Raw genomic sequence first — 18,844 nt, forward strand, 5'->3', positions numbered from 1 at the left:
TTGTTAAAGCGAGGGGTTTAATCATGGAAATAAAACAACTTAAATATTTTGTAGAAGTCGCTCGACGCGAACATATTTCAGAAGCTGCACTAGAATTAAACATTGCTCAATCAGCTATAAGCCGCCAAATAACCCAATTAGAAAAGGAACTACACGTCTCTTTATTTAAAAGAAGAGGTCGAAATATTTTATTAACAACTGAGGGCAAACAATTACTAGAAGAGGCAACTAAAATTTTGGATCAGTTTGATAAAACTGTTCAATTATTTCAGCATCAAAATATATTGAGTAATCAAAGTATTTATTTATCCTATAGTGAAAGTGACGTTTCCAATATACTAGGACGACTTGTCCAAACATTTGAACAGCAAACAGAAAGTCTTATTTTTCCAGACTTAAGTGAGGATGAAACTATTTTAGAAGGTGTTTTAGCAGGGGAAATAGATATTGGTATTGTTGAATTAACCGATCAAATCAAGCATCATACAAACCTAATTATGACGCCTTTATTTGAAGAACACTATCACTTATATTCAAATAAAAACAATTCAATTACGTTCACGTTACAACCACAATTGCAACAATTACAACAAGAAAATGTATACTGTCTAACAGCATTACCAGAGTCTATTAAAGCTAAATTGTCATCTTCAATCCGTACGATTACAGATATACAATTAGCACAATATCTTTTAAAGAATGAAAGAGGTGTAGTTATTACCCCCCAAACGATTTCATTAGATAAACAGTCAAACCAATGGACTAAGGTATCACTTAGTCATACGGAATTAAAGCGTACAATTTGCGTTATTGCTAAAAAGGAAAATCTCAAACCAGATTTACCAATAGCATTACAAACAATAAAAACCTTATTCAACAAAACATCTACATATCATTAAATATGAAATCATCAAATGAACTAATTTAAATAGACAACTTTTATAGACTTAAAAATTAAAGGCTACGTTAATTTTTGAAATATAAATTAAATAATCGTATAATCATTCTATTATTTCAACTGTAGAATTGAGGGTTATTGAATGCAATTCCATGCCTTTTTCAAAAATAAATTTTATTGGATCGTTATGATATTCATCTTCCTTTTTATAGGATTATTTATCTTTACGTTATTTAACGAAAAGTTCTATCAAATGCCTATAGGTAAAGTTACAAATGTCCAAAGAATCAATACACAACATGTGACTGACGAACAGCATAACAAAGATATCAAATATAAAGATCGACTTACTATCCAAATTTTGAATGGTAAATTTGAAGGCGCTAAATCAACGATTACTAACGACTATGTTAAGTCACAGGCTGATTCAGAACGTTTTTCTAAAAACGATAAAGTTTTATTACATATCTCTAAAAAACCGAATGATGCTTATATTATTGAAAAAAAGCGTGATAGTCTTGTCGTCCTTATAACCGGTGTTTTCCTTATTACTATACTATTAGTAGGTAGACAAGTTGGCTTGCAATCCATTCTGTCACTCATATTAAATTCAATAGCAGTATTAGGAGCCATATACATTCATAATCAAATAGGTAGCACTAGTCTATTCTTATTAATGGTAATAGCTATGATTGTATCGACAACGCTCACTCTATTACTCGTTATTGGATGGCGAATGCGTACACTTATCACTATTATCTCAACATTAGCCGGAACCTTCCTTTGTATAGGTATTGCTGAGCTAGTCATTCGTATGACACATGGCAACGGTATTAAATATGAAACGATGAGTTTCCTAACATTACCACCTAAAGATGTATTTTTAGCTTCTGTGTTAATTGGTTCACTAGGAGCTGTGATGGATGTTGCTATCACTATTGCTAGTGGTATGAATGAAATACTCCAACGCACACCACAAATTAGTATGAAAAGATGGGCTCTTGCTGGAAGAAACATTGGGCAAGATATTATGGGAACAATGACAAATATTTTATTATTTTCCTATTTAGCTGGTAGTTTGCCTATGTTCCTTATTTATTTAAAAAATGCTAATACCATTACTTATACTATTTCTATGAATTGGTCATTAGAAGTTGCCCGCGCTCTAATAGGTGGTATTGGTATTGTCTTAACGATTCCAATTACGATTGCTCTAATGGAATTATGGTTTAAAGTAAGGGGGCATCAACGATGAGTGCTATTACTATATTAGGTCTCTTATTATTAATATTAATGATTATTTTTGGTGGTAAAAAAGGATTAATATCATTTGCTACATTATTCTTAAACTTTATTGTACTCATTATTAGCATCTTAATGATTATCTTTGGAGTCCCTATCTATCTCACGACAATTATATTTTGTATCGTTGTAGCTGCATGTAATTTATTCATCTTAAACGGTTACGACGTTAAAACACAAGCCGCCTTTATAGGCACACTTGTAACGACAGTAATTTTAATTTTAGCCATATACATCTCAGTAAATGTTGGTCATTTACAAGGTTTCGCTACAGAACAACAAGACGAAACATATGTATACTCAATGAACATTGGCATCAACATGGTCCAATTCATGATATTTACTATCGTTTTAGCAGTGATAGCTGCAGTGATCGACCTAGCCATAACCATTAGTTCACCTATGTACGAACTCAATGAGACGAACCCAAATTTAAGTCAACATCAATTATTCCAATCAGGGATGCGTGTAGGTAGAGAAATTTTAGCCACATCTGCAAACACAATATACTTGGCCTATTTTGGCGGTCAGTTGACTTTGTTTTTCTGGTTCTTCAAACTCAATTATTCATTCGGTCATATCATTAATTCAAAAATATTTGCACAAGAATTTATCTCAATCCTATTCGGTGGTATCGCTGTTGCTATAAGTATCCCTATCACCGCATGGATAACTGCATTTTTAATTAAAAGAAAAATAAATCAGCCAAATACAAAACAATAAAACAAAGCAGAACGTAGGAATGAAACATGCTTCATCATTCTTATCTACGTTCTGCTTTTTAAATTGTATGTGACATAACATAAACAGGTTTACCTATCATTGTAGATTTACCTGTATGTCGATAGCCAGCTTGTTCATATATATATTTTGCTTTTGGATTATCAGTATTTACAACTAAAACAATTTCATTAATATGCGGATATACTTCTTTAATGTACTGATCAAGTTGTTGTATTACATATTTACCAATGCCTTTACCACGATAACGAGAATCTACAACAAATGATCTAAAGAAAATGGCATTAGGATTAGATGAATACGATTCTGGGCCATCACCTTCATGTAAAGTAAAGAAAGCCAAACATTGCTGACCTTCCATCACTAGAGTAGGATGTCTATTTTCATTTTTCCTTGCAGATGCTAAGTTTTCTAATGGCGGTTTAGCAAATCGTAAATCTTCTTCTAATAGTTCTATTGATTTTACTGCATCATAATATTTAGTTTCATATTTCAATATATTCATAGTCTCACCTATTTACTCTGTAGACATTTCATTAATCCATTTTAAAACGGCAGGTGCAATCATATCAACATCATCTTTATCAAACCACTTAATATCAGTAATCTCATTATCTGTATGTATATTATCCCAATTGATTGTTGTTGTAGCACGATATCCGTTTAGTTCTGTAAGCATATTTTCCTGAGGATACGCCTTTCCTACTACTGTACCTATATATGATAACTCAGTTTCTGAAAGGTGAAGATTCAATTCTTCTTTAAGTTCTCTGATTAGTGCTTCTAATTGTGTTTCTCCTTCATCAATTTTACCACCCGGGAAATAATATTTTTCACGATGACGCACTTGTACAAGTAAAATTTTGTCTTTGGTTTCTTCAACTAAACAAACACACTTAATCATGTCATTAACTCCCTTATCAAATATTTTAAAATTCAAAATATATTTAGTATTATGTTATCATAATTCCCCTAAAGGTTTGTTTCATCATTTTATAATTTTTAGTGTATAATTAATAAAATATGGGTAATCAGTATAATCAAAAGTTTTACATTGGAGGGAAAATCATGGCAACAAAATCAAGTACAACACGTTTATCAAATTTATTTGGAATCGCAGGCTTTATTGTTGATGGATATAATGGTATTAGATATGATGCAAAAAATAAACAACTTGTTTATTTATCATTAGGTTTAAGTGCATTAGGAACAATAATAGACTTCTATGTATCAATTAAATCTGCTAGTAAATTCCGTAAATTAAACGCTTTAGTATCTTTTGCAATTAATGGTACTCGTTTATTTACTAGCTTTAGAAAAGTTAAAAACGAATACTCAGATGATTTCAAATAAGCACAAATAAAATTTTTAGTAGCCTAGGACATCGAAGTCTTAGGCTATATTCATTCATATCAACCAATTAATATCTTTCTTCTTTTTACATTTTACTTCAAACAACTATTTATCAAAATATTTGTAATTTTCATTAAAAAATCTTACTATGACAATAATTCAAAATTGAATAATGTTGAATTTATCATTTTATAATAATCTATGGATACTACCGAAAGGAGCTTGCAACATGATTTATACAGTCACGTCCACTTTACCTCCCTCACACGGTGGTAGAACACAAGCCTTATTAAGAAGAATAAAGTTAATCGATGAAGAATTTAATGTACCGACTAAAATTTTGACGACGAATTATAATAGAAACTACCCCAATATTTATAAAAAATTTTTAGAAGATCATAAAGTTACAGATAATATAGAATTTGAAAATATTTATGAATGGTTAACAAATTTCAAAATTTATGATGTTCCAAAGACCAAAATTTTAAAGAAACCAAAATATAACAAAGTATCAAAACGTATTTCTGGTCTTAAAGCTGAAAAAAATCCTCAAAATCATGAAATTAAATATTATGACAAAAATCATCAATTAGTACGTTTTAGAAAATATTTTTCTAACAACTCAATATTACATTACGAAGATGTTATCTCTCCAGAAACAGGTATGAAAACAATGCGTCATGAATACAACTCTTATGGTTATTTACATAGAGTACTTCACTATTTTGACGGTTCAAAAAAGAAAAGCCAGGAAATGATGTTTTACCCTGACGGTGAAATGTACTGTGAACGTCATTTTAAAGATAATGATAAAAATAGTGTGAATCTTGTTAAATTACTTAAAAACGGAGAAGTCTATGAAACTTTCTCTGACGACAAAGCTTTTGCAAAATACTATTTTGAACATAAATTCAATGATGATGATATCGTATTCTGCGATGCTAGACTTTTAGACGATCCGCTACTCTCCCAATCACATCAAACACGAAACATATTAGTTCTGCATAGTTCACACTTATCTGGTGAAAAAATTAAAAAATCATTTAAATACGCCTTTGAACATAAAGAAAATGTAGAAAAATTTATCGTTTTGACTCAGCAGCAAAAAGAAGATATTCAACAAATGTACGATATTGCAGATAACCAATTTACACTTATACCACATTTTATTGAGGATACTACAGCTAAAGAGCCAACTAAAGACGATGAAAAAGAAGACCGCTTCGTGTTTATAGGTAGATTCAGTAAAGAAAAACAATTAGATCACTTACTCAAAGCTTATAATGAATTTCTTAAAAGTGGTCATCAGACCAAATTGGCGCTTTTCGGTAGAGATGTGGATAATCAAAGAGCAATGATGGATGATTTAATTGAAACATATCAGTTAAATGACAAAGTGAGTATTCACAAATATACATCGAATCCATTAGCAGAATTCAAAAAATCTAAAGCATCTCTCTTAACAAGTAGCTATGAAGGATTTGGTTTAACGATTATGGAAAGTATTTCAATGGGTTGTCCAGTTGTTTCGTACGATGTTAGATACGGTCCGAATGAAATTATTGACCATGGTCAAAACGGTTACTTAGTAGAAGCCAACAATATTAATCAGTTGGCTGAATATATGACTCAAATTATCGAACATCCATTAACAAATGTTAAAAATAATGAAAAACTTTATTATTCATCAGCAGTAAATAACTATAAGCAATTGCTTGAACATTTAAATGTAATTTAATGCTAAACATCCATCTTACCTATTCAAAGGTGAGGTGGATGTTTTATTTGTGAATAATATAATTGATTGAATTCTCTACAATAGTCATTACTTCTAATTTCACGTATCCAATTTATATGAATAAAAAATAAAACTACTGAAAAAGTTAATTAACTTAATCAGTAGTCCATTGTTATATCTATTTATTAGTGAATGTATCGATATGAGCTTACTTGATATGATGGAATTGTTCTATATGTTACAATTCCAGGTTTAGCAGCCCAATTCATTTCTGAAATTAAAATACTACCATCACTGTTAACACGTTCTACAAATGCTACATGACCATAATATCCTGCATCACTTTGTGCGATTGAACCAACAGTTGGTTTACCATCAATTGTGTAACCATCAGCTGCTGCTGCGTTATCCCAATTGTTAGCGTTCCACCAATATGTACTAATACCTTTACCGATTTGAGCACGACGGTTAAATACATGATAAGTACATTGTCCCCATGTATATAAGTTTTGATGATTGAAAACAGGTGTTTTATAACCATTATTACTTGCACTTGCATTACTAGAACCAGTGTTAGATGCAGTAGCACTTCCTGTTACTTTTAACTTTTGTCCAGGATGAATAGTAAAGCTATTCAAACCATTCAATTTCATTATGTTTTGATAGCTCGTTCCATACTTAGAAGCAATTGAAGATAATGTATCTCCTGCTTTAACTGTATAAGTAGATGAACTACTTGTTGAAGTTGAATTACTTGGTTTGCTCGTACTACTAGTTGATCCCGATAATTTTAAAACTTGATTTGGAAATATTATATTAGATGTCATTCCATTTAATGATTTTAATTTCGAAACGGAAACACCATATTTATTCGATATAGACCAGAGTGACTCTCCACTTTTAACTTTATGTGTCGTTGTTGCTGCATCGGCTTGCGTTGCTGCAATAGCGCTTACTCCACTAGTTCCAACGATTGCAGCAATAATTTTTTTATTCAATTACTTATTCCTCCTAAAATACTCTATTTATATCTCGGATTATTTATACAATATCTATTATACTTGTTTTATATGTATATGATATTTGTATTTCATGACATTATGATTACAAATATAATAATATTATCAAATTGATTCTTACATAAAATACATTTCTACTATATAAATTGCACATTTCCTCTTTACACTTTAAAGTTACAAATTACATTTTATTTTTCATAATGTTACTTTTAAAATTATTTGCTTTCATAAAATAAACATCGAGAAAGTAAGGCAAATACATTTTTGTTATAGTTTCTAACAATTTGAAAATGTATACTTCTTACTATCTCGATGTAAGACTAATCATTATTCTTTTAGTTCTTTTTCAATATCTTTAATTTCTTTTTGAGATAAATCTACAGGTTTTTCGCCATCTTTAGTATCTTCTTTCAATGCTTTTTGAGCTTCTTTTGAATGATATAACTTAACTATTTTTTTGTAAGTTTTATTATCTATGTCTTTTGAATTAACTGCAATAATATTAATGTACGGTTGTACTGCATCAGAATTCTGATCTTCTAAATAAATTGGATCTTTCTTTGGATTCTTTCCTGCTTTTGTCGCCACACCGTTATTAATAACTGATATATCTACATCTGATAATGCGCGTGCAGTTTGCTGTGCATCGACTGCTTTAATTTTTAAATTTTTAGGGTTATCAACTATATCTTTTGTAGTGCCATTTAAACCAAAATCCTTTTTCAATTTAATTAAGCCTGCTGATTCTAATAATTTAAGTGCACGTGCTTGGTTTGATACGTCATTTGGTATAACTACTTGAGCTCCTTTTTTCACATCTTTTATATCTTATCTTATCTGAATAAATACCTAAAGGTGCTAATACCGTTGTACTCATTGCTGAGATTTTTGCATCTTTATGTGCTTTCTTATATTGGTCTAAAAACGCAAAATGTTGAAAGGCATTCATATCGATGTCTCCATCACTTAATGCTTTATTCGGAACATTATAATCAGAAAAATGCTTGATTTGTACATCGATACCATCTTTTTTAGCTAGTTCTTTCACTTTTTCCCATGCTTTAGTGTCATTAGATGCTACACCAACTGTAACTTGTTTGTCGTTCTTCCCACCACAAGCAGATAATACTAATACCGCTAAAATAATTACTCCTAAAATTTTCTTCATATTGTTTACGCCTCCTATATCATGGAAATAAATAGATTTTAATTTCTTCTAATTTTACGTGAAATAAAATTACCGAGTGATTGAATAATTTGTACAATTATAATTAATACAACTACAGTTATGACGATGACGATTGTATCGAAACGTTGGTAACCATATACAAGTGCTAAATCACCTATACCTCCGCCACCAACAGCTCCAGCCATTGCTGTGCTTCCTATTAAGCCTATAATGGCAGTTGTAATTGCTAAAATAAGTGATCCTAATGCTTCTGGAAGTAGGAAATAACGGATAATTTGTATAGGAGACGCTCCCATTGCTTTTGCGGCCTCTATGATACCATCATCCACTTCTAATAATGAGTTTTCTACAAGTCTTGCAATATAAGGTGCAACATACACTGTTAAAGGAACAATTGCAGCAGTCGTACCTATAGAAGTGCCTACCAACATTTTGGTGAACGGTATAATTGCAATTAGTAAAATAATAAAAGGTATAGATCTTAATATATTTATGATGGGGTTAAGTATTTGATGTAAAATCGTATTGGGCCAAATCCCATTTTTTCTAGTAATAACTAGCAATACACCTAATGGTATGCCGATTAATGCGCCAATTACCAATGCTACTGTAACCATATAAAGTGTTTCATATAGTGCTTGCATTAATTGTGATGAATCTAAACTAGAACCAAACATTTATCTAAACCTCCTCATAATGTATTTTGTTATTTTCAAAAAATGAATTAAGATTAAATTTCTTGTAATTTTCATCTTTTTTGATACGAATCCACATATAGCAAACCGTATCTCCTTGTATTTCAGACATAGATGAAAACAAGACATTCACATTTAAATGATAGTTGTTTATCATTTCATTTAATAAAGGATATTCAATTTGTTCTTGATCAATAAATAATTTTAAATCAATATCACTTTCATTTTTATAACGATTAAAAGAATCTATGAGTGATTTAGAAGGTTCCATATTGACTACAGTAGTTACAAAGTTATGAGCGGTCTTGGTTTTAGGATTGCTAAATACTTCTTTAACGTCACCTATCTCAACTACTTCACCATTTTCCATAACTGCTACTCTATTACAAATTTTTTGTATAACACTCATATCATGTGTGATCATCATCACTGTTACGCCAAATGTTTTATTTACATTACTCAATAAGTTTAATATTGAATTGGTTGTAGCAGGATCAAGCGCACTTGTTGCTTCATCACATAACAACACTTTAGGATTAGTTATTAGGGCACGAGCAATGGCAACTCTTTGTTTCTGTCCACCCGATAATTCATCAGGAAATTGATTCTTTTTATCACTTAAACCAACAAATTTTAATATGGAATCCACTCTTTCTTGGATTTCTTTTTTATCTTTCCCGCTTAAAATTAAGGGCATTGCTACATTTTTAAAGACTGTTTTAGAATTCAATAAATTAAAATGTTGGAATATCATACCGATATCTTTTTTAACTTTACGTAATTCTCTTTCCTTATATGTATTAATTTCATGTCCATCAACTATTACTTGTCCATCAGTAGCATGTTCTAATTGATTCACCAATCTAACTAAGGTACTTTTACCTGCGCCACTATACCCTATGACACCGAAAATATCATATTGATTAATCGTGAATGATATATTTTTCAATGCATGTATCTTTTCTTTCTTTTTATGAAATACTTTATTTACATTGTTAAATTCAATCAATCATAACCCTCCTCCTGTTTTAATCCCGATAATTATTATCTGAATATTTGCATTATATTGTAAGGGTGTGATCTAGTCAACACCATTTTCTGATTTTTCTAAAAATATCAATTATTTTAACTTCTTTGTTTTAGATATTCCTTAATATTTAACAGATTTCAACAACAACCCCATTTCATCTATACCGATTATCTATCAATTATTAACATTAATTATAATTCTTACTTTACTTATATAGTTTATGGGTGTATAGTTAATCTAACGTAATAAAAGGTCGTGAATTTGATTGAAGTTTATTTGTTTAGAATATACTCCTTTTGATTAATGAAATTTGTTACAAATATTTAGTGAAAAAGCACATGGAGGTATTCGATATGAATAACGGTACAGTTAAATGGTTTAATGCAGAAAAAGGTTTTGGTTTCATCGAAAGAGAAGATGGAAATGATGTATTCGTACATTTCTCAGCAATCGCTGAAGATGGATACAAATCATTAGAAGAAGGACAAAAAGTTGAATTCGACATCGTTGAAGGCGATCGTGGAGAACAAGCAGCTAATGTCGTAAAAATGTAATAACATTTTCAAAGCAACCGTAATGGTTGCTTTTTTTATGCTTAAATTTAATAAAATACTAGTCAGTCTTCTTATACATCTATTATTAGAAAATATATCTTTTACATTTTTGTTATAACTATTAATACATAAAGGAATGATTTAACTTTGAGTTTACTCTCAATTATTTTGATACTACTTGTAGCAATTGAGTTTATCTTTATTATGATACTTCAAACATTTATGACAAGCTCTAAAAAAACTAGTCAAACTTTTAAAATGAGTCAATCTGCATTAGAAGATAACAATTTAAATACATTAATGAAAAACCAAGGTATTTATAATGGACTTCTCGGTCTTTTCGTAATTTATGCGACATTTTTTAGTAATCATCCTAGAGAACTCATTATATGTATTCTTGTATATATGATTATAGTTGCAATCTATGGTAGTTTAACAAGTCAAAAGTCTATCATTATTAAACAAGGTCTATTACCAATTCTAGCTCTCTTATCATTAATTTTTTAATTATTTCCGTTAAATCGAAACTCGATTCAACGGTTTTTTTATAATAAAAGGCCCATTCCAAAAATGGAATGAGCCTTGTGATATCAATATTTCATTTTATTATTTATTTTCTTCTTCGTCTTCATCTTCTCTACGACGTTTGAAGAATAAGAATAGTGCACCTAGTCCGGCTAATAATGTACCGAACAACGTTCCTTTATTAACTACATCTTGTCCTGTTTCAGGTAGTTCACTCTGACCTTTACCTTGATCTTTATCTTTGTTTGTTGATGATTTCGTTGATTTTTCTACTTGTTGTCCATTCATATCTACTACTTTACTACCATTATTTTGGTTAGAATTAGTTACTTCGCTGTTGTTATCTGTTTGTGCTTGTTCTTCAGTATCTCGTTGAACTGAATTATGGGTTGCTTTATTGCTTCCATATGCACGAGTTGATGATGTTGATTTACTATCATTTGACGGTGCTGTTGGTTGAGTTGTATCTTTTGTTTCTTTCGGTTCAGCCGGCTGACTAGGATTTGTTGAATCATCAGAATCTGTCGGTTGTTTTGTATGATTTGGATTTGTTGGGTCGACTGGTTTTGTTGGCTCTGTTGGTTGATTTGGGTCGACTGGTTTACTGTTATCAATAACTGTTCCATCAGTAGATGGTGAGATATTACCGTCTGCATCCGTTGCTGTTACTCCGATATGATCTCCACCTTTTAGTTCTTCACCAGTAGGAATATTTATCACATAATTACCATCTGCATCTGTTGTTGCACTCGCTGTTGTTCCGTCTGGGAACGTCACTGTTACTGTTGAGTTTGGCTCTGCTTTACCTGTAATTTGTGTATCATCACTCGTCACTGGATTGATTGTTGGTGCATCTGGTGCTGTTGTGTCTGTTACAACTGTTGTTGCTGGGTCAGACTCGTTACCATCTTTATCTGTTGAAGTAACTGGTAACGTTTCTCCGCCTTTTAAGTCTTCATTAGATGGAATGTCAATCACATAATTACCGTCGGCATCTGCAGTTCCAGTTGCTGTCGTTCCATCTGGGAATGTCACTGTTACTGTTGAATTTGGTTCAGCTGTTCCTGTGATTGTTTTATCTTCACTTGTTACTGGATTAACAGTTGGTGCTGTCGGTGCTGTTGTGTCTGTTACAACTGTTGTTGCTTTATCAGAAGTATTGCCATCCTTGTCTGTCGCTGTTACCGGTAATGTTTCTCCACCTTTTAAATCTTCGTTAGATGGAATGTCAATCACATAATTACCATTATCATCTGCAGTACCAGTTGCTGTTGTGCCATCTGGGAACGTTACTGTTACTGTTGAGTTCGGCTCTGCTTTACCTGTGATTTGTGTATCGTCACTTGTCACTGGGTTTACAGTTGGTGCTTCTGGCGCTGTTGTATCCGTTACTGTTGTTGTCGCTGGATCTGATTGGTTACCGTCTTTATCTGTTGCTGTAACTGGTAATGTCTCTCCACCTTTTAGATCTTCATTCGCAGGGATATTAATCACATAATTACCATCTGCATCTGTTGTTGCACTTGCTGTATTGCCATCTGGGAATGTCACTGTCACTCTTGAGTTTGGCTCAGCTGTTCCTGTGATTGTTTTATCTTCACTTGTCACTGGATTGACAGTTGGTACTGTCGGTGCTGTTGTATCTGCAACTGTAGTTGTTGCTGGATCAGACTTATTCCCATCTTTATCTGTTGAAGTAACTGGTAATGTTTCTCCGCCTTTTAAGTCTTCATTAGATGGAATGTCGATGACATAGTTACCATTATCATCTGCAGTTCCTGTCGCTGTTGTGCCATCTGGGAACGTTACTATTACTGTTGAGCCTGGTTCTGCTTTACCCGTAATTGTTTTGTCTTCACTTGTTACTGGATTCACAGTTGGTACTGTTGGTGCCGTTGTATCTGCAACTGTAGTTGTTGCTTGATCAGATTTATTTCCATCTTTGTCTGTTGCTGTAACTGGTAATGTTTCTCCACCTTTTAGGTCTTCATTCGCAGGTATATTTATAACATAGTTACCATTGTCATCTGTAGTTCCTGTCGCTGTTGTGCCATCCGGGAACGTCACTGTCACTGTTGAACCTGGCTCTGCTTTACCTGTAATTTGTGTATCGTCACTTGTCACTGGATTGACAGACGGTACTGTCGGTGCTGTTGTGTCTGTTACAACTGTTGACGCTTTATCAGATGTGTTGCCTGCTTTATCTGTTGACGTTACTGGCAGTGTTTCTCCACCTTTTAAATCTTCGTTAGCTGGAATCTCAATCACATAGTTACCATTGTCATTTGCTGTACCAGTTGCTGTTGTGCCATCTGGGAATGTCACTGTTACTGTTGAGCCTGGTTCGGCTTTTCCTGTGATTTGTGTGTCATCACTTGTCACTGGATTCACTGATGGTACTGTCGGTGCTGTTGTATCTGTAACTGTAGTAGTCGCTTTATCAGATGTGTTGCCTGCTTTATCTGTTGAAGTAACTGGTAGAGTTTCTCCACCTTTTAAGTCCTCACTAGATGGAATATTGATGACATAGTTTCCGTCTGCATCTGTTGTAGCACTTGCAGTTTTACCGTCTGGAAACGTTACAGTAACTGTTGAATTTGGTTCTGCTTTACCTGTGATTTGTGTATCGTCACTTGTTACTGGATTGACAGTTGGTGCTGTTGGCGCTGTTGTATCTGCCACAGTTGTTGTTGATGGTTCTGATTTATTTCCATCTTTATCTGTCGCTGTAACTGGTAATGTTTCCCCGCCTTTTAAGTCCTCACTAGATGGAATATTGATGACATAGTTTCCGTCTGCATCTGTTATTGCAGTTGCTGTTGTTCCATCTGGGAATGTCACAGTTACCGTTGAACCTGGTTCTGCTTTACCAGTGATTTCTGTATCATCACTTGTCACTGAATTCACTGTTGGTACTGTCGGTGCTGTTGTGTCAGCTACAGTTGTCGTTGCTGGGTCTGATTTGTTACCGTCTTTATCCGTTGCAGTAACTGGTAACGTTTCTCCACCTTTTAAGTCTTCATTTGAAGGGATATCAATCACGTAATTACCATCTTCATCTGCAATACCTGTCGCTGTTGTGCCATCTGGGAACGTTACTGTCACTGTTGAACCTGGCTCTGCTTTACCTGTAATTTGTGTATCGTCACTTGTTACTGGATTTACTGTTGGTATTGTCGGTGCTGTTGTATCTGTCACTGTTGTTTTCGTTTCTCCAGATGTATTACCTGCTTTATCAGTAGCAGTAATTGGTAAATCTTCTCCACCTTTTAAATCTTCATTCGCTGGAATATCAATGACATAATTGCCATCCGCATCTGTTGTACCACTAGCTTTAGTACCATCTGGGAATGTTACTGTCACTGTTGAATTCGGCTCTGCCTTACCAGTAATTTGCGTATCATCACTTGTTACTGGATTTACTGTTGGCGCATCTGGTGCCGTAGTATCTGTTACTGTTGTTGTTGCTTCTCCTGACGTATTACCAGTTTTATCTGTAGCGGTAACTGGTAATGTTTCTCCGCCTTTTAAGTCTTCATTAGTTGGTATATTAATTGTATAGTTTCCATCCGCATCTGTTGTGGCACTAGCTGTATTGCCATCTGGGAATGTTACTGTCACTGTTGAGCCTGATTCAGCCTTACCTGTGATTGTTGTATCATCGCTTGTTACTGGATTTACTGTTGGTGCATCTGGTGCTGTTGTATCTGTCACTGTTGTTGTTGCTGGGTCTGATTTATTACCATCTTTATCCGTTGCTGTAACTGGTAATGTTTCTCCACCTTTTAAATCTTCGCGACTTGGGATATTAATCACATAGTTGCCATTCTCATCAGTTATACCTGTTGCTGTTGTGCCGTCTGGGAATGTTACTGTCACTGTTGAACCTGGTTCGGCCTTACCTGTGATTGTTGTATCATCACTTGTTACTGGATTTACTGTCGGTACTGTCGGTGCTGTTGTGTCTGTTACGACCGTTGTTGCTGGGTCTGACTTATTACCGTCTTTGTCTGTTGCAGTAACTGGTAATGTTTCTCCACCTTTCAAGTCTTCATTAGATGGAATATCAATGACATAATTACCATCCGCATCTGTAGTGCCTGTCGCTGTTGTGCCGTCTGGGAACGTTACCGTTACTGTTGAACCTGGTTCAGCTTTACCCGTAATTTGTGTATCTTCACTTGTTACTGGGTTTACTGTTGGTACTGTCGGTGCTGTTGTATCTGTCACCGTAGTTGTCGCTTCATCTGATTTATTACCAGCTTTATCTGTTGCTGTAACAGGTAGTGTTTCTCCACCTTTTAAGTCTTCACTTGATGGAATATTGATGACATAGTTACCGTCCGAATCTGTTGTTCCTGTCGCTGTTGTTCCATCTGGGAATGTTACTGTTACTGTTGAATTTGGTTCGGCTTTACCTGTGATTGTTGTATCTTCACTTGTCACTGGATTCACTGTCGGTACGACCGGTGCTGTTATATCTGTCACTGTCGTACTAGCTTCATCTGATGTGTTACCTGCTTTATCTGTCGCGGTAACTGGTAGTACTTCTCCACCTTTTAAGTCTTCATTTGATGGAATATCAATCACGTAATTACCATCAGCATCTGTTTCAGCAGTAGCCGATGTTCCATCTGGGAATGTCACTGTTACTGTTGAATTTGGCTCTGCCGTTCCCGTGATTGTTGTATCTTCACTTGTCACTGGATTTACAGTTGGTACTTCTGGTGCTGTTGTGTCTGTAACTTCTGTTGTTGCTACGTCAGATTTATTGCCAGCTTTATCTGTTGATGCGACTGATAATTCTTCTCCGCCTTTTAAATCTTCATCTGTTGGAATATTAATAACATAATTACCATCTGTATCTGTTGTAGCTGTCGCAGTATTACCGTCTGGGAACGTCTCTGTTACTGTTGAATTTGGTTCCGCATGACCTGTGATTGTTGTATCTTCACTTGTTACAGGATTAATAGTCGGTACTTCTGGCGCAGTTATATCTGTGACAGTTGTTGTTGCTTCTCCAGATTGATTACCTGCTTCATCTGTTGATGTGACTGGTAACGTTTCTCCACCTTTTAAATCCTCATTTGATGGAATATCAATTGTATAGTTGCCATCGCCGTCTGCATTAGCTGTTGCTGTTGTGCCGTCTGGGAACGTTACTGTTACTGTTGAATTTGGTTCTGCTGTTCCTGTAATTTGTGTATCTTCACTTGTTACAGTATTGATTGTAGGTTCATCCGGTGCCGTTACATCAACAACTGTTGTATTAGCGTTAGTAGATTTATTACCTGCTTTATCTGTTGAAGTAACGTTTAATGTTTCTCCACCTTTTAAATCTATATTAGTTGGAATTGCAACTCTATAACTACCATTTGATGTCGCAATTGCTTCCACTTTTGTTCCATTTGGGAACGTGATTGTTACTGTTGAGTTTGGTTCTGCTGTTCCTGTAATTGTTTTATCTTCACTTGTTACTCTATTAACAGTAGGTTGATTTGGTGCTGTCGCATCTGTGACTGTAATATTTGAATCCACAGATTTATTACCTGCTGCATCTTTAGCAGAAGCTTTAATTGTTTCTCCACCAGTGAAATCTTCATTTGATGGAATATTAACAGTGTAATTACCTGACGCATCAGCAGTAGTAACTTGTGTTGTTCCATCTGGGAATGTCAATGTTACTGTTGAGTTTGGTTCCGCTTTACCTGTAATCGTTGTATCTTCACTTGTTACAGGATTAATAACCGGCGCGTCTGGTGCAGTTGCATCTGTTACAGTTACTGTTGGTGATACTGCACTTGTTTTTCCATTTTTACTAGCAGTAGATGTTAACTGAGTACCTGCTGTTAATGGTTTAGATAATGTTAATGTACCTGTCGTACTATTAGCCCCTAATGTAACTGTGCCTATCACATTATTATTGTTATCTTTAACTGTAATTGTTGAACCAGCCGTACCATGAACACCAATAGTCGTATCATTATCGTCTACAGGATCCACTAAAGGCGCAGGAACAATTGTATTATCTATAATATTAAATGTATTTGTTTCATCGTTATCATAGTTAGATGCATCAATAGCTATTGTGTACTGACCTGCTGCTGATTTAGGGATAGTAACTGAGAAAGTTCCATCGCTATTCACAGTAGATGTACCAATAACTTGTCCTGCTGAATTAATTACTTTAGCAGTTTGAGTACCTGCATTTGCTTTTAAAGTGACTGATCCACTTACTTTTGTATCATTAATTGTAATATCGGCTGCAGTTGGTTTACCTACTAATGGTGAAGTTTTATATGTCTTAACCTCATCTCCATCATTTTTAGAGTCATCATCTGTATCTGCATCATTTGGATCTGTTAATGATACTTCTCTTTCATATCTATCTAAAAGACCATCTTGATCATAGTCTTGTAATTCTAAAGAAGATGTTCCTAGCGTATTATTAATAAGTTGGCCAGCATTATCAGTAAGATAGCCAGCAAATGTAAAGTCTTCAACTTGATCAGCTGTAGAAGTAATTAAATTGCCATTTGCGTCATATTGTGCATCTTTAGTTAGAATGTTATTAGCACTTTGATTTAATTTAACAACAATTCTCATACCCACTGTTTCAGGTAATCCATTATTAAATTCAATTAAATTATTTAAATCACTAGCAGTAATCGTACCATTACCATTCGCATCTATAGACAAATCGGCCACTTTATTAGAAGCTTTATAAGTTTTGTCAAATCCTTTTAAACCATCATAGTCATATCTATCTAATTCAACACTTTGGATGAATGGAATTAAGTCTTTATCGATTTGATAGTTATAACTCCATTGTTTGTTTGAAGCACCACCATAACCGAATGTGCCATTTTTAACGATTTGTTGGTCAACAATAATCGCTCCGTTATCTCCAACTTTTGTATCTAAAATAGCTGTACCACTACTTGCTTTAAAATCCTTTGAATTAGCTGTAGATGTATTATTATTTAACTTAACTAAATCATCATCAGCTGATGTAAGGAAATAACCACTACTTTCTGATGAACGTACGATTGTGTTTGCGGAAGAATCTCTAACATAAATTTGATAATTAAGTTTATTATTACTTAAATCTCCTGCTTCATTAAGAATATTTTCAACAGTATCATCTAATTCAATTTGACCACCAGCTGCTGTTTTAGATGCTAAAATTTCCGCACCAGGGAATAAACCACCACTTGCACGAATATAGTTGACTTCCCAAATATTAGACGGTGTGCCATCATCATTTTTTAATCTCGTAAATGTGACTTTAGTGTTATTTCCAGCTTGGTTTACCGTTATATTAGTAACATGTTCTGCAATTTTAGAGTCTAGATTTAAATCAATTTTATATCTAGAACCTGAGTTAGAACCAGACATATACGCATGAATATTAAATGGAATTGATGTACTATTTTTAACTGCGTCAGAATCTAAAGCTTCAGGATCAAATACTAGTGACGCAAATGTATAGTTATCAGAATAATTTAATGATTTTTGCGCTTTTTCGTCACCACTAACAGCGGCAGCAAGCATTCTAGGTGTAGCCATTGCGCGCATAAATGTTCTAGTTCTAGGCTGAGTAGCTAATGTTTCTGTGCTCTTTTGTTTGTCTACCATTTCTTTTAAAGCAGCTTGTAATACAGCTTGATTGATTTCTTCATCAGTTGCTTTGTTAAAGTCTACATCTGTATTTTTTAATATTTCTTTTGCTTCAGTTGTTGAAACTTGATTATTTAAAAATGATTGCACTGCTTTTTCTTTATTTTTAGATTTTGCCAA

Annotated in this window: 13 protein-coding genes and 1 pseudogene; 7 read left to right on the forward strand and 7 right to left on the reverse strand. The window is 33.8% G+C overall.

Going from position 1 to position 18,844, the window contains the following annotated elements; genetic code table 11:
- Positions 1-23 precede the first annotated feature (23 nt).
- From gltC to N524_RS0111400, 3 genes are all read left to right on the forward strand, one after another.
- A complete protein-coding gene (gltC, locus tag N524_RS0111390; RefSeq protein WP_029056563.1) occupies positions 24-899 on the forward strand; it encodes a glutamate biosynthesis transcriptional regulator GltC in 876 nt (291 codons plus the stop codon).
- A gap of 141 nt (positions 900-1,040) precedes the next feature.
- Positions 1,041-2,153, forward strand: a complete 1,113-nt coding sequence (locus N524_RS0111395) for a YibE/F family protein (RefSeq protein WP_029056564.1) — start codon at positions 1,041-1,043, stop codon at positions 2,151-2,153.
- Positions 2,150-2,923, forward strand: a complete 774-nt coding sequence (locus tag N524_RS0111400; RefSeq protein ID WP_017638312.1) for a YibE/F family protein — start codon at positions 2,150-2,152, stop codon at positions 2,921-2,923. Before N524_RS0111395 ends, N524_RS0111400 begins: the two co-directional genes overlap by 4 nt.
- A 58-nt stretch (positions 2,924-2,981) precedes the next feature.
- Here N524_RS0111400 and N524_RS0111405 read toward each other — a convergent pair whose 3' ends face one another.
- Both N524_RS0111405 and N524_RS0111410 read right to left on the reverse strand, forming a co-directional pair.
- Positions 2,982-3,446, reverse strand: coding sequence for a GNAT family N-acetyltransferase (locus tag N524_RS0111405; RefSeq protein WP_017638311.1), 465 nt, complete (start codon positions 3,444-3,446; stop codon positions 2,982-2,984).
- A gap of 12 nt (positions 3,447-3,458) precedes the next feature.
- Positions 3,459-3,845 carry an NUDIX hydrolase gene (locus N524_RS0111410; RefSeq protein WP_017638310.1) on the reverse strand — a complete coding sequence of 129 codons (387 nt, stop codon included), beginning with the start codon at positions 3,843-3,845 and terminating at the stop codon, positions 3,459-3,461.
- 164 nt (positions 3,846-4,009) lie between these two features.
- Between N524_RS0111410 and N524_RS0111415 the strand changes: the two genes are divergently transcribed.
- Complete coding sequence (locus N524_RS0111415; RefSeq protein ID WP_017638309.1) at positions 4,010-4,294, forward strand: hypothetical protein; 285 nt, start codon at positions 4,010-4,012, stop codon at positions 4,292-4,294.
- Positions 4,295-4,523: 229 nt separating this feature from the next.
- On the forward strand, positions 4,524-6,032 hold the full coding sequence (locus N524_RS0111420) for a glycosyltransferase (RefSeq protein WP_029056565.1): 1,509 nt from the start codon (positions 4,524-4,526) through the stop codon (positions 6,030-6,032).
- A gap of 185 nt (positions 6,033-6,217) precedes the next feature.
- Here N524_RS0111420 and N524_RS0111425 read toward each other — a convergent pair whose 3' ends face one another.
- The 4 genes and pseudogenes from N524_RS0111425 to N524_RS0111440 form a co-directional block, all read right to left on the reverse strand.
- Positions 6,218-7,030: a LysM peptidoglycan-binding domain-containing protein gene (locus N524_RS0111425; RefSeq protein ID WP_029056566.1), complete on the reverse strand. Its 813-nt coding sequence runs from the start codon at positions 7,028-7,030 to the stop codon at positions 6,218-6,220.
- 348 nt (positions 7,031-7,378) lie between these two features.
- Positions 7,379-8,219 (reverse strand): annotated as a pseudogene (gmpC, locus tag N524_RS12935) (dipeptide ABC transporter glycylmethionine-binding lipoprotein).
- Between the two features lie 38 nt (positions 8,220-8,257).
- Positions 8,258-8,917 (reverse strand): methionine ABC transporter permease, encoded by a 660-nt coding sequence (locus N524_RS0111435; protein WP_029056567.1) that lies wholly within the window; start codon positions 8,915-8,917, stop codon positions 8,258-8,260.
- Between the two features lie 4 nt (positions 8,918-8,921).
- Positions 8,922-9,944, reverse strand: coding sequence for a methionine ABC transporter ATP-binding protein (locus N524_RS0111440; protein ID WP_017638304.1), 1,023 nt, complete (start codon positions 9,942-9,944; stop codon positions 8,922-8,924).
- Positions 9,945-10,318: 374 nt separating this feature from the next.
- Between N524_RS0111440 and N524_RS0111445 the strand changes: the two genes are divergently transcribed.
- A complete protein-coding gene (locus tag N524_RS0111445; protein WP_002461971.1) occupies positions 10,319-10,519 on the forward strand; it encodes a cold-shock protein in 201 nt (66 codons plus the stop codon).
- Positions 10,520-10,666: 147 nt separating this feature from the next.
- Positions 10,667-11,026 carry a DUF1304 domain-containing protein gene (locus N524_RS0111450; protein WP_029056568.1) on the forward strand — a complete coding sequence of 120 codons (360 nt, stop codon included), beginning with the start codon at positions 10,667-10,669 and terminating at the stop codon, positions 11,024-11,026.
- 99 nt (positions 11,027-11,125) lie between these two features.
- Here N524_RS0111450 and N524_RS13055 read toward each other — a convergent pair whose 3' ends face one another.
- On the reverse strand, positions 11,126-18,844 hold the full coding sequence (locus tag N524_RS13055) for an Ig-like domain-containing protein (RefSeq protein ID WP_029056569.1): 7,719 nt from the start codon (positions 18,842-18,844) through the stop codon (positions 11,126-11,128).

Source organism: Staphylococcus sp. URHA0057, from assembly GCF_000620265.1.
In the GTDB taxonomy this organism is placed as follows: Bacteria; Bacillota; Bacilli; order Staphylococcales; family Staphylococcaceae; genus Staphylococcus; species Staphylococcus pasteuri.

Coding starts and splice junctions, on each gene's coding strand:
- N524_RS0111395 (WP_029056564.1), top strand. CDS start 1,041: ATGCAATTCCATGCCTTTTTCAAAAATAAATTTTATTGGATCGTTATG.
- N524_RS0111445 (WP_002461971.1), top strand. CDS start 10,319: ATGAATAACGGTACAGTTAAATGGTTTAATGCAGAAAAAGGTTTTGGT.
- N524_RS0111410 (WP_017638310.1), bottom strand. CDS start 3,845: ATGATTAAGTGTGTTTGTTTAGTTGAAGAAACCAAAGACAAAATTTTA.
- N524_RS0111400 (WP_017638312.1), top strand. CDS start 2,150: ATGAGTGCTATTACTATATTAGGTCTCTTATTATTAATATTAATGATT.
- N524_RS0111415 (WP_017638309.1), top strand. CDS start 4,010: ATGGCAACAAAATCAAGTACAACACGTTTATCAAATTTATTTGGAATC.
- gltC (WP_029056563.1), top strand. CDS start 24: ATGGAAATAAAACAACTTAAATATTTTGTAGAAGTCGCTCGACGCGAA.
- N524_RS0111405 (WP_017638311.1), bottom strand. CDS start 3,446: ATGAATATATTGAAATATGAAACTAAATATTATGATGCAGTAAAATCA.
- N524_RS0111435 (WP_029056567.1), bottom strand. CDS start 8,917: ATGTTTGGTTCTAGTTTAGATTCATCACAATTAATGCAAGCACTATAT.
- N524_RS0111420 (WP_029056565.1), top strand. CDS start 4,524: ATGATTTATACAGTCACGTCCACTTTACCTCCCTCACACGGTGGTAGA.